Consider the following 16,369-nt stretch of genomic DNA (forward strand, 5'->3'; position numbering starts at 1 on the left):
AATCATCACCATTCGATTGCACTTCCGAATGTTCAAAGCGTATCATTGAGCGAAAAATGACATCTTCCACAACACTGCTGCACGAACTCCCTGAGCGAATCAGGAATTGCACCACGAGGTAAAGTAGCGTTAATCAAAGCCAAGAAAATAACCTTGGCCGACCTTTGTGCATAATATTTTTGGTTCTCGTGGATCTGCTTCAATTTTGTTTCGTAATCTGCAGATAAACACCCTGAGTGTCTCTAAGGCGTTCGGGTAGTTTGAACCCCAAAGGGCATTAATTAATGCAGCATTCGTTACTGTCCTACCGTTTCCAACCATCATTTGTTTTAAAATGATGTTCTCATTGTGTGTCAATGTGTAGACCTTGTTACCAACAAATAGTATTCGTTTGTGGCTATCTAACCTATATTGTTTCCGAGTCAGATCGATTTCCGAAGAGTTCAGTTCTCGCCTACGTACAACTGCCTTGACACGGGAAAGCAAGTCCCACTGTTTATAGGGTTTAGTTATATAATCGTCAGCTCCCAACTCTAGTGCAGTGATTATATCGTTATCTTCCCGATGTACACTAAGGACAACAACGGCTGAATTTGAATAATTTCGAATTTCTTTCAACACGTCAAATCCATTCATGTCGGGCAATCCCAAGTCAAGAATAACTAAGTCAGGACTTTGTTCTTTAACGGCATTTATGCCATCTTTTCCAATGTATGTTTTCTCAATATCTGCTTCTGGCCAACGTATTAGTAAGGTCAAACTTATAGTATCGGCGATGTTCTTGTCGTCCTCAATGATTAGTATATTCAATTCTATCCTCCGTAGTTGTTAAGTTTTCCATCTTCTTCGGGAGTGTGAAACTGAATTTACTACCCTTGCCGAACGTGCTCTCAACCCATATATTTCCACCATGTAATTCAATGAATGTCTTGCTTAAGAATAAACCGAGTCCGAGTCCACTATAGCTTGGGACTTTGCGTTGGACTCTTGCGTACGGATCAAATATATTCTCAATTTCTGAAGGCTTAATACCTATTCCTTCATCGATAACTTCGAATAAGAGGTCGTTATTATTTGTTATGATATTCATTTTTACGGATGTATTTTTTCCGCTAAATTTACTTGCGTTAGACAACAAATTCGTCAACACTGCGGCTACCCATTCTGCATCCGCAACTATAGAAGGCAAATTTGGTTCAATATCTGTAATAAATGTTTGCGATTTTGCTCGAAATATCGGCATTTGTTCCTTGACAACTTGATCGATGAGCGTGCTTGTGTCGATTGCTGACCGCCGAATACGAAGTAAATCCATTTCAGTTTTAGTCAAATATACAAGATCGTCTATCCTCTTATTCAACGCAGAAACGCTACTATATAAATTATCCAAGTTAATTTTGGAGCCACGTTTAACATTATAGTCTATTAATTCTATTGATCCCATAAGTGCTGTAATTGGTGTCTTTAATTCGTGAACAATCAATCTAATGTAGTTGGTTCTCTCAACCGATCTAGCTTCAATTATTTTCCTTAAATTAGCTTCTTTTACCAACTGCTCTTTTATCTGTGTTTCCAATTCACTGTTGCGTGTAATGTCGCGATGAACGCCAAATCCAATGTTATATTTATTTGTTTTTTTACTATAGATTTTGCTTTCAACTTCTATACATTTTCCTTCTTTTGTAATCCATTTCCATTTAAAAATGGAATGCGAAATCGTCCCTTCTCGGTGCCCACGCATATGTGCTCTAGCTGAATCCGCACTATCTGGATGTACAAAAAAGCCAGCGTCACGAGCCATAACTTCTTCTTTGGTGTATCCAATCATATCGCAAAATTGTTGGTTCACATTTAAATGTCTCCTACTTGAAGGAGAAAAATCCACTACCGTAAACCCATCATAAGCATTATCAAAAAATGTTTTATATTGTTTATATAAATTATTCATATTTCCCTCTATAACCTAGAAGTCTACGAACGAGTTTCATTGTACTCCAGCCAATGCAACCGAGCAAAGGTTCACCTCTTCAAACATTCGTATGAATATATGTGCCTTACATACTGTAATACTATTAGTACTTATACTAATCTCGCATATATTTATGTAATATGTTCAGTAATATATTTGGTTTAACATTATACGCATCAAGAACCGAGGAGGATTCAATTTTGAATCGAATTTGTAATTAAAACCGTCCTAGTTTCTGATCATCGCATGGCATCCGGTTAAATTATACCAACTGTTTTAATTGATAAGGAGGACCTAGTGAGTAAATTTCATAGCACGATAAATCGCAGAGATTTCATGAAAGCCTTGGGTATTACTAGCGCAAGTCTCGGAGCCATGGGAATGGCTTCCCCCGTATTTCATGATTTGGATGAGATGTCTCAAAGCGGAATTGGATCAAAACGTCCTTGGTATGTAAAAGAAAATGAACCTGGAAAACTCACTGTTGACTACGACTGGGCTTTGATGAAAAACCCGGATCAAATGAAAACGATGCATGGTGGCGGTTTTCTAGGGGTATTGGAAGGAAGGAATGGGTTTTGTCAAGACCCCAACAGCACGTTCCGGCAAACGTACGGAATACAGAGATCTCAAGAAATCATCGACAAGGCGGTCCAAATATTGCATGACGGGGCTGCAACCAATCGACCAGGATATCAGGTGCGAGATTTAGCTCTAAACGCAGGAGCAGTTACAGTTGAATCGTTACCATATTATAAAGCCGCTGCGGGTGATGCTGGTAGACGAAACAATCCTAAATGGCAAGGCACTCCTGAGGAAGCTGCCAAAATGGTATGGACGGCAGGCCGATTCTACGGAGCCTCTGATATAAGAACGGGAGAGATAACAGACCAGGAAAAAGTACTCTTCTTCACCCGTGATCTTCATAACGTGCCAATAGTGTTCGAGGACTCGGAAATAGGGTATTCCAACTCTACTAAAAGAGTGATCCCAAATAAGAAATATTACTCTATCTCGGTAGCTATCCATATGAGCAAGGAACTCTTTCGTTATGGATACTCGCCTATGCGATATGCTGCTAACCTGAGTCGTTATCGCCAGTGGAGGCCTATTCAAATGGCACTAATGAATTTCATATCCACGCTTGGATATGACACATTAGGGTATTACGAGTTAATGTATGGCGTAATACCCGCAGAAGCAAGCGCGCTTTTGTTTGGGCACTCGGAAATCTCAAGAAATGATAATTTCCTCATAAGCCCGGACTGGGGGAGCGTACAAGGATACTTCACATTACTTACAACCCTACCTCTCGCTCAGTCAAAACCTATTGATGCAGGAATATCCAGATTTTGTAATACCTGTAAGAAGTGTGCTGAATCGTGTCCCCAGCAGTGTATCTCCTATGACAATGAGCCCTCTTGGGATATTCCCAATTCAAAAGCGGTTCCGAGTGCGCCAACCAGTTATACCACACCGGGTAAAAAGACCTTTCACACGGATGCAATCGCCTGTATGTCACAGTGGGTTGGTACTGCGATGGGTTGCGGATTCTGTATGGGCAACTGCGTTTTCAATGTGAATTCAAAGTCGATGATTCATCAATTGGTTAAACCAACGGTGAGCGCGCTGCCCATACTTAACCATACTTTGAGACAGGCTGATGTTCTCTTTGGATACGGATTAACCCCTGAAGGTGATTTCGAAAAATGGTGGGATATGAACTTACCGGTATACGGGACAGATTCAACGTTCAATTCTACTATGGGTGGCTACAACAAGTAACGTTCCATGCAAGGTGAAGTAAGAATTAAAGATTCTTTCAGTTACATAACTACGTACGCCAGGGGGAATATTATTTTTCCCCTTGGCGTTTTAAGTTAGTTCATCAACATATCAAAAGGTGAGATTGTTTTAATGATATGCGATATTGTTTTCTTAACAATTACCTTGGTAATTGTGATAGCTTGTTGTTTCGGGAAAAAGCTACTTCAAAAATAGCTGGGATCGACTCTTCTTCGGTACTTCAATCTAAAGACGAACGAAGACTTGATTTAGCCTGCCAGTTAAAGTCTGACTAAACATGGGAGATTTGAGTACATCTACTGTGGATTAACAAATAAGTTAGTTTTGGCCGTTAATATAAGTAGATTTTGTCCTCCTGGGAGGCTGATTGCAATACAAACTCGCTTTATCCAAAGTGAGTTCAAAGATCGAGAAAGGAGGGTTAAAAGAAAAGCTCTCGCGGAACTTAAATGATTTATTATCCAGGCAATAATTTAAAAGGAGTAAGGAAATGTCAAAGTTTCATTCGACAATAAGTAGAAGAAATTTTATGAAAGGACTCGGTCTTGCTGGCGCCGGAATAGGGGCTGCAGCAATGAGCGCCCCGGTTTTCCATGATCTTGACGAGGTTACATCCGCACCAAACGGTAAATTGAAAAGGCCCTGGTATGTAAAAGAAAGAGAAATCAATAACCCAACTTGTGAGATTGATTTCAAGATCATGAGTCGAATGAATGACAATAATTGTCTTCACGGTGATATTTATGCCATTTATTCTGACGTAAGCCAATATCGAATGGCGAAAATATTTGGAACTAACGTGGTAGCCAATATGATGAATAAAGGATCTGAGAGAGTTAATGAAGGGATTCAGAACAATATTCCGGGATGGAATCTCAGAGATGCAGCATTGAATCATGCTAGTTGTTATATGGCTCCAATCAGTTTTGTGAATACGGGGAATAATTTTGCGGGGTCTTTAAACACTCCGTCAACTTATGGAGTTACAAAATGGACGGGAACCCCAGAAGAAAATAGTCAAATGTTGAGATCAGCTGCTAAATTCTTGGGAGCATCTGAGGTTCAATTTGGTGAACTCGATTCAAATACTAAGAAATTGGTGTTCAATAATTTTATTATCGGTGCTAAACCAATTGTGTTCGAAAATGTTGATGTTGGCTATGAGACTGATTCTAAATTTGTTTTTCCAGATCGACAATTGTATGTCATTTCGGTTGCGATTCAAATGTCGAAGGAATTGTTCAGACACGGACAGAGTCAGCTTCGATGGGCTGCCAATATGTCTAGATACAGACAGTGGTGCGTATTACAAAACGAACTACAAGGATTTTTAACTGGCTTGGGTTACCAGGCATTCGGATATCCGGTTACTTATTATGGTCTTATGCCTGCCCTAGCAGATGCCGTTCTGACCGGACATGCAGAGATATCCCGAAACGATAATGTTTGCATTAGTCCCGAATTTGGCACAGTGACTGGATATTATTCTCTGATCACAGATTTACCGCTGGCACCATCAAAACCAATTGACGCAGGTATTTTCAGGTTTTGCCATACCTGTCGCAAGTGCGCCGACGCTTGCCCTAAGCAAGCAATACGGCATGATAAGGAACCATCCTGGGATTTGTCGCCCTCAGCTCTAGACCCGAAAAAGGAAAACGTATGGTCTACTCCAGGGAAGAAAACATTCCATACTGACGCAGGTTTATGTATGTCGATGTGGTGGGAAACCAGCGTGGGTTGCGCCATATGTATGGGTACTTGCACATTCAATACCAATTCTGCTTCGGTACATCAATTGGTTCGATCAACTCTTTCTACGACGCCGGTCTTCAACAGGTTTCTTTGGCAAGCAGATAAAACATTCGGTTACGGGATCACGGCTGACGAAGACAAGGAAAAGTGGTGGGATTATTCGCTCCCAACGCTCGGATACGACACCACTGTCACTTCGTTTGATGGGGGCTATTCAAAATAATTCTGAGATCCGAGACATATCCTTAGAATAATGATAAAACGAAAAATCTGTCTTAAATAGGCATAATCCTCCTACGGGATCGATTAGATAATACATCCCGTAGGAGGGCTCCAAAATAATGAATGGAATTAGAATCGATGTGTAACATTACGACGCCACCAGATTGGTTGTTTATGACTCAACCTTTTGAAACAAGAACTATGACAAACGTAGAACACCGTGTAAACACAACGAACGTCCGAGAAGAAACAAAAATCATACGACTGCCCTTGATTTACACCGCGATGGACGAAGTGTGTTTGCTGCAATGCGAGCGCCTTTTAGAGTAAACAAGAATTCTTTTGTTGATCGAAAAGCATAACAGTGTGTTCTCAGAATTTGCAGTCTATGAGAGACTTTGGACTCTCGAATGAAGTCACCGACTGTCAATAGGTTGCGCTGTGTGTTTGTCAAGCCACCCCACAACCGCAGCCATATACGGCAGAGTCCGGGTGATTTTACCGTTCTGTCCGATACTTAACAAAATCTTCAATTGTGCAGCTCATCGTTGATAAAGGGCTGGGAATTTTGTCCTGCGAATTGTTTGAGAATGAATTCGTGTAGTTAGGACTCCTGCTATCCATCTAGGTAGCATCGGGTGACTTTCTTAAAGTTATCCCGGGATTCTTTTTAAGATAGGTCAACAATTGCACAGCCGCAATATTACCCGGGTACCGAAAGAGTGCATCAAATACAGAGTTTCGGACGGATCCCTCAACGCGATCGTCTTCTAGCACAGAGATCATCGGCTCGATCGCTTCATTATCAACAATATCCCCTAAAGCCATAGCTGCAGATATCCTAATTCGTAACTCCTGAGTTTTATCCAACAACAGTTGCAACAATGGTCCTGTGGCCTGCTTGTCGGCAAATCTGCCTAAGGCAAGAATAACATAGCACTGCAACGCATTATCTTTATCGGCTAGGGACGGGTGTTGGTCCAAAGTTTTAAGCAAGAAGGGAACGGCAGAAGGATCCTTTAATTCGCATAAAGCCTCAAGAATCTTCTCCGCAAGATCGGGGTTGGTCGAGACGAACTTTTTAAAAACTTCTACCAATGGAATCGTTGCCTGGATGTCCCCGACCTTCCCGAGTATTGCTCCAACGCTTGAAATGACTTCGGGATCGATGTCAGATTCGAATGTGGCTATCAGTTTAGCCACTTGGTCTTTACAGACCAAAACATCCGGCATCATTTCTACCAGAACATGAGCCGCTTTCGAACGCAGTTCGCATTTTTGATCGCTGGTAACAGCGGATATCAACAGCCCAACAGCAGCTTGTCCAGCTTTGAGAAGTGCACCAATCGCCTTTTCCTGCATCAACATGTCCACGTGCGGGTTGGTGGCGATATTGACAAGACATTCGACAGAAAGTGGATGGTCAATTTCACCGAGCGCCTCGACCGCAGCGTGCCCGGGGTGCGGGCCCTTAGAGGTGAGGTAAATCAGGAAATCTACTGCTGATTCCTTTTCGATCAGAGCGAATGCACGAATTGCCGCCTCGCGTGCTGCAATCCCATGTTCTCCAAACAATGCCTCATTGAAAAGAGCACTCGTTGATTTGGGATCACTAAGCTTCTGAAGAGCATAAATTGCGGCTTTAGCTTCGCTCTTGGACTTGGTTGTCTCTAGTAGTTCAATCAAGCCCAAAACATCTTTTTGCTCTTCAAGAACCCACACGTCGGATAGTGCCGGACTGGCGTCCGCAAGTGAAGGAGATTGCTTTTCCTCTTTCGAACCGCTTTCATCCATTTCCAACCCCTCGATAAGACGGGAAAGAACTTGGGCTGATTATACTACAAAATATTCTCCTACAGAATATTATCCAGCGACATATTTCCTATCATTTGGGGGTGAGACGCAAAAACTTGATAGGGAATCGTATCCGGGAAGCCCGGGAGACAGCCAAACCACCGTTGACTCAACTCGATCTGGTGGCTCGACTTGAGTTACAAGAGTTAAGAATGGACCAGTCGACCCTCTCGAAAATTGAAAACCAGCAAAGGCCGGTTACTGATGTCGAATTGATCGGTTTCTCAAGGGCACTGAAGGTATCCGCAGCTTGGCTATTGGGTGAGGATAATTCTTCAAAAGATTCGTCTACGAAAACCAGTAAATCTACTACCTAGGTTGATAAATCCTAATTAGATCGCTCTCTGTTTCGAGCCCAATCCCGGTTATTTAGAAATATGTATGACCTTTGCAGTTTTAGTAACCCTGGCTGTATCTATGTAATTTGAATAAACCAAGAAATATGGGTCTCCCCAAGCCCGCTTGGGGAAGTCTCTAATACACGCAGTCTGGGTGTTACCCGGTTTGTTGCGGTTTATCGATCTGGACCGCGATTGGAATGATCTTGACAACAGCCGGTCCAAGAATCGTTTTAATTAGGCGTTTTCGGATATTAAGCTCAAGTCCGAACTCACCTTTTTCGATGCTGGTCTTTACAACATGTAGAGCCTGCTTTACAAGCCAGATAGGCTTGTTTACGTAGCCCTGCTGCCTTAATTTCTCGATCTCGAATTCGAAAAACCATGTGTTGTAGACAATGTCCGGCGGTTCTAGCCTCAACCAGACTTGAACATGGCCAGGATAAACGGCTTCACTCATCTGTCTGGAAAGTCCATCATCAATATTCTTAAGTTGGCGACGATGATCTTCCTTTACTGACTCTCGCACTTCTTCAACGAATAAAGTGCCGAGGGAATCTGCGGTACTAGCCAGATTGTGCACAACGACCGCTATGGATTGTATTTCTTCGCATATGTTTCCTGACTCTCCCATAACTCAAGCCTCCTTTTCAATAAATTCGCGATCTCACAGACATCTTTCACGTCCTTGGTGTTATATGTAGCCAGGCTGAACAAAAGAGGCCTGAATATTGTCAACATGAGAATTCGGAGCTTATCTTCCGGTAAGGCGTTTCCTTGAAGAAGAGAAACCAGATCATTCATCCAGGTTGTAGAGGTGATTTGAGCTCTAATAGCGCCGAAGTCTTTGCCAACCTCAAAAGCCTTAACCTCAACCTTGTCCATGTTAGCCAGACATCCGTCAATTCCTGTTTTAAATTGAACAAATGCCTCGACTGAAGCAGCAAGGGCGTTATTCAAGCCGGCTTTAAATCCGTCCAAACCTTTATCGAAGTTTGCCAGGCTTTTAGCTATGCCCGCATTGATACTCGTTACGAGCTTTGTCTCGGCTGACTGAGCCGCAGTGTTCATCGTAAACATCATCTTATTCAATAGCTCTTTGGCTGATTTTATCTCCAAAAGCCACTGATTGTACTGAGTTTCAAGCTTTTGGTTGGCGCCTTTCCATCCGTTGTAGGTTGCCTTGGCTTTTAGGATATCTTGCTTTGTTTTTTGGAGATCGTCCAAAAGCGCATTCTTCTCTTTCTCAATATCCAGCCAACAATCGAATTTGGTCAAGACGTCGATCATTTTCGAAAAAAGCTCGGTAGGTTTAATTCCATGTTTCAAAGCCACTTCTCTGGTTTTCGACCGAATAATAGTCAGTTCTTCAATTGAAATACCGATGTTGGCTAGCTGGGCCAAGTCTTCGTGGATGCTATTGTATTTCTCCATAGCTGAGTCGGCGCGATCTTCGAGCTCAGTTTCTGAATTCTGCAACTGGACCAGCACTAGCTTTCGTTCTTTGATTTTCGCTTTAAGCGTTTCGAACTCCTGGTGAAGCGCACTCTTTTCTGACTTCAGGTGAGCAGTTTCATTCTCAATTGATTCCAGCTTATCCTGCTTTTCCGATAGCTCTTCAGCAATGGGACCTAATTCCACTATCTCGTGTTTTAATTCTTCAATATAAGCCATCAAATCCGACAGCGATTGTCCTTGCTCTTTTTCGAGTTTGACTACATTCTCCGATGCCTTGAGCAGGAGAGGGGTGTCGACGCCGGGTTCGACGAATGCCTTGACGGCTGAGTGGAAATCAATCAAATCTTTGGGTAAAAGATTGAGCTCGGCAAGTTTCCCATTTACGATAACGCCGACAAGGGCTGCCGCAGGGGTGGCTTGTAAGTGTTTGCAGGCGATACTAAGCTCTCTCAGGACATCAATCTCGTCGACGACATCGTTAGTTTCCGGGTACTTGCCGGCTCGGACATCGGTGCAGATGGCGCTCACCTTGCCAAGAGAAACACCAGTCTTGATGCTGATCTCCTCATAACTGCAGCCCTGGAAAAATAGCCGGATGACCTTGTACTGAACCGACAAAGAAATCTCCTTCATCAAACCCTCCTTATATACCCTGATGCGGGTACCATTTTTTGAAGGACTTAAACACCGTATTGAAAGTGCACCGAAATCGATTTGAAATTGAAAAAACGCCCAATTGAAGGGCATTTGAAGGCCATTCGAAACAAAGTTGGACAGTATCGTTAAAGCACATGACGGAAATTCTAGTCCCGATTTCGCTGAAATTTAGGGTCAGGCGCCGATACCGAGCGGACCAATGGAGAAGCCATTGTTTTTAGACGGCGTCTCACGATAAGCCGAGCCAAGATATGCAAAGCTTGGTTTTTGGCGTTTGAGTCTTGAATGGTTTCCATACTTTAATTCTAAGGGGGGTCATACAAACACCGTTAAAAATGATTTAGCCTTGACTAATGCATATTTATGCGTTATAGTACGTGAAAGTCGAACTTCGGAGGTTCCAAAATGCCACGTAAAAGTGCACCGTCCCCAAAAGAAATGAGGGAGTGGCTGAATTGGCGAGAGGAAGGCCTGTCTGAGGTAGCCATACGGGACAAAGCGACGCGAGATTTACGCACCGTGAGAAAAGGCATTGCCTGGGCGGTCGAGGATCGCCGTTCGAACCTGGCGCTACTTGATCTATTAAAAGACGCATTGAGAGACCACCAGAATCAACTCAAGGGGGCGATTAACGAAATATTGGCGGGGACTGAACCGGTGAAGCGGGACACTTTTGTTGAGTGGCACAAAGAGCCTCAGGACACAGAAAGTGCAGAACCAGAGTTTGAATCGCCGTTGACTCCACGAGACCTACTAAGAGAACATCTGCCAAAAGATCCGGTCTGGAACCGACTCGAGGAGTTCGAAGAATTGAAGTACGACTACCTGGATAGCCTGGCCTCTTTCAAAAAAGCAGCCGCAGACAAGTTAGTTACTGCGACTGGAGGTGTTTTCGTTGATGGCAACTTCAGGATGAACGATCCAAAGAAAATTGTTCCGGAGAAGCTGATTAAACTGGTTGAACCCAACCTCCTGGAACGGGCTTACCAAATCACGATCAAAAAAGTCTTTGAGCCAGGCAGTGAAAGCGTGGACTTCGAGGAACGGCTTAAGTTATTTAAAGATCAAGGCGAAGTGCGCTGGGGAGAGGCGAGCGTTGTTGCCGTCTGCCGGGGCGGGGAGGAATCTTGCCGCAGCAGAATTTTGTCCGTACTTTCGAAATTACCGTCTATGGCTGAAGCTAAAAAACTGCCGGGTAAATTCAACAGTCTCATGACTTCTAGAAGCAAAGTGGTCAATGCATTAAGTGAGATCAAGCTTGGGCTATTTATTAGCGGCGAATGCCGAGTTTGTAGAAGACTAAAGGGTTCTGGAGGCCGACCATGAGAGTTGTGCTTTATGCTAGAGTTTCGTCCGAAAAACAGGATACCGACTTATCCTTGACAGCACAGTTAAAAGCTCTGAGAGCCTTCGCCGCTACCCGAGGCTATGAGGTAGTACGTGAATATGTCGATGAAGCAGAGAGCGGACGAAGCAGTTCGCGGCCGGCGTTTAAGGAAATGATCGCAGCCGCAAGACGGCAAAATAAACCATTTGAGGGCGTCCTGATTTGGAAATATTCCAGGTTTGCTCGATCTAGAGAGGATTCAATCGTCTTCAAAACTTTACTCCGGAAAAATGGCGTTCAGGTCATATCAATGAATGAGCCATCCGAAGACACTCCCGTTGGTCACCTCATGGAAGGCATCATCGAAAGCTTGGATGAGTTCTACTCCGAAAATTTGGGTGAAGAAGTCACTCGCGGCATGCGAGAAAGCGCCTCGAGGGGCTTCTACCAGTCTTTCCGGCCGCCTTACGGCTACAACAAGATAAAAGTGGCTGACGGCACCAAAATGAGGACAAAACTTGAACTTAACACCGCTCAGGCAAAAATCGTCGAAACTATCTTCAAGTCAGTCCTATCCGGGATGGGTACAATCGAAATCGTTCGTGACCTCAACTCGAGGGCGATTCCAAGTTCTAAGGGAAAGACTTGGACCAAGGGAACTATTTACTCTATGTTGACCAACGAAATCTACACCGGGAACTTGATCTGGGGTAAAAAGTGTAAACGCAATTTGGAACCGATCAAAGTCGAGGGCGCTTGTCCAACAATCATCGACGAAGAATCGTTCAAAACAGTTCAACAAATGCTGGAGCAGCGAGCACCAACTCGGATCCATCCAAGGGTTGTTTCTAGCAAGTTCCTTCTGAGCGGTCTTGCCAGATGCGGATATTGCGGCAAAGCCCTCACTGGCACCGACGCGAAGAGTGGGAAATTTTCCTACTATGTCTGCGGCAGCCTTTCGAAGAAAGGCGCTGGTTCATGCCAGTTCAAATACCTGAACGCCAAGAAATTTGAAAGCGCCGTGGTCAATGAAATAAAGAAGTCAATCCTGACAAATGACAATCTGATAGAACTTGCGAAGATAGCGAGTGAAGAATGGAATGACACTCTTTCTGGTCTCAGAGAGGATATTGACACGATTGATAATAGTCTCAAGGATATGGGGTGTCGGTTAGTCAATCTTTATGACGCCATCGAAACGGGCAAATTCGATCTACCTGACCTGGCTCTTCGGATAAAGGAACTAAGGATGCGCCAGGATCAACTGCTTGAAAGAAAACGGAACATCGAACTTCAGTATGCCGAACATCGTTACGAAATCCTTGATCCCAAAGAGATGGCACTCTATGTTGAAGATTTACAATCGCTACTCGACGAGAGTGAGATATGCGAACGCAAGGCTTTTATCAAGGGATTCGTTCAAGAGATCAAGGTAAAGGGTGATGAAGTTACTATCGAATACACGCCCCCACTGCCGCAGGACAAGAGGGAAACAGTTCTATCTATTGGAGGAAATGGTGGGCGGTAGTGGTCTCGAACCACTGACCTCTGCGATGTCAACGCAGTGCTCTAACCAACTGAGCTAACCGCCCGAAAAACTTAAAGATTTTAGCCGAAGTCAGAACGGATGGCAAGCGGGGCTAACCGTCAGAGGACCCGTCGCGGTAATCGGTTTGAGGGGTGATGATTTTGGCTACCGCCGCCGCGCCCATCGTTTTGATGATGTCGCCGGCGACAAACGGTGCAACCCCCATGGCGATAACCGATGTAAAGGTTACTGCTTTGCCTGCCATCCCCAGCCATATGGCGAGCCAGATGGTGCCCGGGACATAGGTAAGTAATAGTCCGGCAGCCGCCATAATCCCGAACATCGGGGTAAAGCCGCGGGACCTGATAAAATTATCGACCATATATCCGACGAACATGGCAGCCAGTACAAAACCGACGAGGTAACCGAAGGTTGCGCCAAATCCTGAAGCCCCGTTTGCGAGCCAGGGTACACCCAGAATCCCCAACCCACCGTAAGCTGCCATCGAGATCCCACCCCACCAACGTCCAAGGGCAACACCAGCCAGGAGAACGGCGAAGGTCTGGAGAGTGATCGGGATCGGCGTGAAGGGCAGATAGATCTTCACCTGAGCAAGAAGACCAGTCAAGGCGGCAAATGACAAAGCCAAAACGATCTTGGACGGGACGGACAAAGCTACCCTGCGGCGAAATACATCTGTTTTCACGCGATCAAATCGAGCGATGAGTTCCATGACGTTCTCCAGAATCTACTTTCGGATGCTTGGTTTTTCGCTGGCCAACAAGGTGTAGGTGCTGGTCTTTCCGCAGCCGGAGCAGGTAACAGAAATGGTGATCGGTTGGTTCATGACCCGTTCGGCAACGTTGGTCACGATAGAGTCTATGTTATCGAGGCGTTCATCCATCATTGCCAATTGCTGGGCCAGGTTTTCCAAGGTCAGTTCGGTCAATTGACCGTGAAAATGCAGTTTTGGTTTGTCTGCCAAGATCGTCTCCGAAGGGAATGAGGATGCCGTATTATAGGTATTAGGACCGAATGGTGTCAAAACTCCTGGCCTTGAAAACAAGTAACCCAAACCGTGGACGCCCCGTTGAGCTTAAGGACTGACCCGAATCAGGCGAGCGTTTTGACTAGGTTGGCCATTTCAATGGCTTGAACGGCAGCGTCAAATCCCTTGTTGCCCATTTTGGAACCTGCGCGTTCGATAGCTTGTTCAAGTGTCTCAGCGGTGATGACACCAAAGATAATGGGAACTCCGGTATCGAGATTTACGGCGGCGATTCCCTTGGCGACTTCATTGGCGATATATTCGAAGTGCGGCGTGCTGCCCTTGATAACGGCGCCTAAACAAACGACCGCGTTGTATTTCCCGCTCTTGGCCAATTTTTTGGCTACCAGGGGAATCTCAAAAGCCCCGGGCACCCAGGCAAAATCCACATCAGTTTCAGCGACTCCGTGGCGGAGAAAAGCATCCTTCGCGCCGGAAACGAGTTTTCCGGTCATGAATTCGTTAAACCTGGAAACAACCACCGCAAACTTGAGTCCCTGTCCAATCAGTGAACCTTCGTAATTAGCCATTTTTCGCTCCTTCAGCGTGTTTTCCATTTGGACTCAGCATATGCCCCATTTTTTGCCGCTTGGTTTCCAGATATTTAACGTTGTGCGGATTGGGCTCAATCTGTATTGGTACAGTTTCTACCACTTTCAGCCCGTACCCTTCAAGCCCGACCACTTTCTTGGGATTATTAGTCAAGAGTTTGATCTGTTTCAAACCAAGGTCAGCCAGGATCTGAGCGCCGATTCCATAGTCGCGGAGGTCAGCATCAAAGCCGAGCCTTTCGTTCGCCTCCACGGTATCCAGCCCCTGATCCTGCAGAGCATACGCGCAAATCTTGTTATGGAAACCGATGCCCCGGCCTTCCTGACGCATATATAGAAGCACCCCGGTTCCGGCAGCAGCAATCTGTTTCAGGGCAAAATCAAGTTGCTCGCCGCAATCACAGCGGAGGCTTCCTAAAACATCTCCCGTGAGACACTCAGAATGAACTCTAGTCAATACCGGTTGATCAGTCACCAGATCCACTGGTGCGCCATAAACCAACGCTAGATGTTCTCCCGGATCCACCGAACTCTTATAACCTATCGCCGTAAACTCGCCGTAACGGGTCGGCAGCCTGGCTTCGGCGACGCGATCCACAAGTTTTTCTGTTCGACGTCGGTAGGCGATGAGGTTGGCGACGCTGCCGATTTTGAGTCCCCACTCCTCGGCCAACTTCTCCAGCTTGGGCAGCCGGGCCATAGTGCCGTCTTCATCCATGATCTCACAAATCACGCCCGCCGGATAAAGTCCAGCCATGCGGGACAAATCGACGGAAGCCTCGGTATGTCCGGCGCGCACCAGGACGCCGCCATCCCGGGCTCTCAGTGGAAAAGTATGCCCGGGCTTCAAAAGATCCTCCGGCCGCGTCCGTGGATCTATTAAGGTTTTCACCGTTTCAGCCCTGTCGGCTGCTGAAATACCCGTGCTGACCCGGTGACGCGCCTCCACGGAAACGGTAAATGCGGTGCAATGCTTGGAAGAATTTTCTTGAACCATCAATGGGATGTTCAACGCATCGAGACGTTCGCCGGTCAACGAGACACAAATCAAGCCGCGGGCGTTTTTAGCCATAAAGTTTATCGCTTCGGGCGAGATTTTTTCTGCGGCTATGAAGAGGTCACCCTCGTTTTCCCGATCGTCGTCATCCACGAGGATGACGAACTTGCCATTTTTGATATCTTCAATGAGTTCGGAAATGGACGCCATCGTCATGAGCAACTCTCCTTGGTGGTAAAGCCATGTTCAGCAAGGAAACCTTCGGTAAGACTTGATTCTCTTCTCACCATAAAATTCTCCACGTATTTGGCTATTATGTCTGCTTCGAGATTAACCTTATCGCCGACCTTTTTCCGTCCCATGGTCGTGCACATTCTGGTGAATGAAACCAGGGACACCTTGAAATTCGTCTCGGTTCGCCCTGTAACGGTCAGACTGAGGCCATCGACGGCAATAAAACCTTTTTCAACCACGTAACGCATCACTCCGGGCGGTGAGGCGATAGTCACCAATTCGCTATCCCCTTCAAATTCAATTCGCTCGATCACGCCTGTATCATCGATATGGCCTTCGACCAGATGACCGCCCAGTCTCCCCGATAGCGTCAATGCACGCTCAAGGTTTACCGAATCCCCGGTCCGCAGTTTTCCAAGAGTTGATCGTTTTAGGGTCTCGGGCATAACATCAACATTAAAGGTTTTGTTCTTGATCTCCGTTACCGTAAGACAGACTCCGTTAACAGCAACAGAATCGCCGAGTTTTAGTTCAGCAAATATGATACTGGCTGAGATTGAAAGGGATGAAGCGGAAACAGAACTAATAGTACCTGTCTCCTCGATAATGCCGCTAAACACGGCTA

The 16,369-nt window shown here is 45.3% G+C and carries 14 protein-coding genes and 1 tRNA gene; 4 read left to right on the top strand and 11 right to left on the bottom strand.

Translation table 11 applies throughout. The annotated features are described in order from the left end of the window. Nucleotides 1–129 precede the first annotated feature (129 nt). Both HX448_RS06005 and HX448_RS06010 read right to left on the bottom strand, forming a co-directional pair. Entirely contained in the window at nt 130–810 is a 681-nt protein-coding gene (locus tag HX448_RS06005; RefSeq protein WP_102330155.1) for a response regulator transcription factor, read from the bottom strand. Then, a complete protein-coding gene (locus tag HX448_RS06010) occupies nt 791–1,948 on the bottom strand; it encodes a PAS domain-containing sensor histidine kinase (protein ID WP_102330154.1) in 1,158 nt (385 codons plus the stop codon). Before HX448_RS06010 ends, HX448_RS06005 begins: the two co-directional genes overlap by 20 nt. Nucleotides 1,949–2,266: 318 nt before the next feature. Here HX448_RS06010 and HX448_RS06015 point away from each other — a divergent pair, with 318 nt between their 5' ends. Both HX448_RS06015 and HX448_RS06020 read left to right on the top strand, forming a co-directional pair. Further along, on the top strand, nt 2,267–3,754 hold the full coding sequence (locus tag HX448_RS06015; RefSeq protein WP_102330153.1) for a reductive dehalogenase: 1,488 nt from the start codon (nt 2,267–2,269) through the stop codon (nt 3,752–3,754). Between the two features lie 511 nt (nt 3,755–4,265). Continuing rightward, on the top strand, nt 4,266–5,753 hold the full coding sequence (locus tag HX448_RS06020) for a reductive dehalogenase (protein ID WP_102330152.1): 1,488 nt from the start codon (nt 4,266–4,268) through the stop codon (nt 5,751–5,753). A gap of 623 nt (nt 5,754–6,376) precedes the next feature. On the opposite strand, the gene HX448_RS06025 is transcribed toward HX448_RS06020, so the two are convergent. The 3 genes from HX448_RS06025 to HX448_RS06035 form a co-directional block, all read right to left on the bottom strand. Continuing rightward, a complete protein-coding gene (locus HX448_RS06025) occupies nt 6,377–7,546 on the bottom strand; it encodes a HEAT repeat domain-containing protein (protein ID WP_102330151.1) in 1,170 nt (389 codons plus the stop codon). 555 nt (nt 7,547–8,101) lie between these two features. Next, nucleotides 8,102–8,578, bottom strand: coding sequence for a hypothetical protein (locus tag HX448_RS06030; protein ID WP_102330149.1), 477 nt, complete (start codon nt 8,576–8,578; stop codon nt 8,102–8,104). Continuing rightward, the gene (locus HX448_RS06035) at nt 8,536–10,035 is read right to left on the bottom strand and encodes a coiled-coil domain-containing protein (RefSeq protein WP_102330148.1); all 1,500 of its coding nucleotides are present in this window, start codon (nt 10,033–10,035) and stop codon (nt 8,536–8,538) included. Before HX448_RS06035 ends, HX448_RS06030 begins: the two co-directional genes overlap by 43 nt. Nucleotides 10,036–10,464: 429 nt before the next feature. Here HX448_RS06035 and HX448_RS06040 point away from each other — a divergent pair, with 429 nt between their 5' ends. Continuing rightward, on the top strand, nt 10,465–11,385 hold the full coding sequence (locus tag HX448_RS06040) for a hypothetical protein (RefSeq protein WP_102330147.1): 921 nt from the start codon (nt 10,465–10,467) through the stop codon (nt 11,383–11,385). Then, complete coding sequence (locus tag HX448_RS06045; protein WP_102330146.1) at nt 11,382–12,914, top strand: recombinase family protein; 1,533 nt, start codon at nt 11,382–11,384, stop codon at nt 12,912–12,914. Before HX448_RS06040 ends, HX448_RS06045 begins: the two co-directional genes overlap by 4 nt. On the opposite strand, the gene HX448_RS06050 is transcribed toward HX448_RS06045, so the two are convergent. The 6 genes from HX448_RS06050 to HX448_RS06075 all read right to left on the bottom strand — a co-directional run bounded on the left by HX448_RS06050 (nt 12,902) and on the right by HX448_RS06075 (nt 16,364). Further along, nucleotides 12,902–12,978 (bottom strand) — tRNA-Val (locus HX448_RS06050). The two genes, HX448_RS06045 and HX448_RS06050, sit on opposite strands and share 13 nt — an antisense overlap. A 48-nt stretch (nt 12,979–13,026) precedes the next feature. Next, nucleotides 13,027–13,647: a biotin transporter BioY gene (locus tag HX448_RS06055; RefSeq protein WP_102330145.1), complete on the bottom strand. Its 621-nt coding sequence runs from the start codon at nt 13,645–13,647 to the stop codon at nt 13,027–13,029. Between the two features lie 15 nt (nt 13,648–13,662). Beyond that, entirely contained in the window at nt 13,663–13,899 is a 237-nt protein-coding gene (locus HX448_RS06060) for a hypothetical protein (RefSeq protein WP_102330144.1), read from the bottom strand. Between the two features lie 128 nt (nt 13,900–14,027). Beyond that, nucleotides 14,028–14,492, bottom strand: coding sequence for a 6,7-dimethyl-8-ribityllumazine synthase (ribH, locus tag HX448_RS06065; RefSeq protein ID WP_102330143.1), 465 nt, complete (start codon nt 14,490–14,492; stop codon nt 14,028–14,030). Further along, the gene (locus HX448_RS06070) at nt 14,485–15,726 is read right to left on the bottom strand and encodes a bifunctional 3,4-dihydroxy-2-butanone-4-phosphate synthase/GTP cyclohydrolase II (protein WP_102330142.1); all 1,242 of its coding nucleotides are present in this window, start codon (nt 15,724–15,726) and stop codon (nt 14,485–14,487) included. Before HX448_RS06070 ends, ribH begins: the two co-directional genes overlap by 8 nt. After that, the gene (locus tag HX448_RS06075) at nt 15,723–16,364 is read right to left on the bottom strand and encodes a riboflavin synthase (RefSeq protein WP_102330141.1); all 642 of its coding nucleotides are present in this window, start codon (nt 16,362–16,364) and stop codon (nt 15,723–15,725) included. The genes HX448_RS06070 and HX448_RS06075 overlap by 4 nt, the downstream gene beginning before the upstream one ends. Nucleotides 16,365–16,369 lie beyond the last annotated feature (5 nt).

It is taken from the genome of Dehalogenimonas etheniformans, assembly GCF_014672715.2.
GTDB classification, from domain to species: Bacteria; Chloroflexota; Dehalococcoidia; order Dehalococcoidales; family Dehalococcoidaceae; genus Dehalogenimonas; species Dehalogenimonas etheniformans.